Source organism: Affinundibacterium seohonense (assembly GCF_014284305.1).
Classification (GTDB): Bacteria; Pseudomonadota; Gammaproteobacteria; order Burkholderiales; family Burkholderiaceae_D; genus Undibacterium; species Undibacterium seohonense.
The window spans coordinates 1-227 of sequence record NZ_JACOFW010000155.1; the positions used below are offsets into that span (position 1 = coordinate 1).

The 227-nt window shown below is 45.8% G+C and carries 1 protein-coding gene; it reads right to left on the reverse strand.

Annotated elements, in window-relative coordinates:
* On the reverse strand, positions 1-227 hold a 227-nt coding region (locus tag H8K52_RS20970), incomplete at both ends, for a transposase (protein ID WP_186924831.1).

Consider the following 227-nt stretch of genomic DNA (forward strand, 5'->3'; position numbering starts at 1 on the left):
TCCGTTCGACCGTCTCTTTACGATGCTTGTAGATCTCTTTCCCACTTACACTAAGTCGGTTCGCGTTGAGTTGTTCTTTAAAATGCTGCCAAACATGTCTGGTCACGACTTTGACATGATTTTTACTTGCTGTGCACTGCGCTCTTGTTGGGCAGTCACTACATTGTTTGGCATCCGATTTGTATTCGCGGTAGCCAAGTCGATTCGTAGTGGAGTACGCCAGTAAT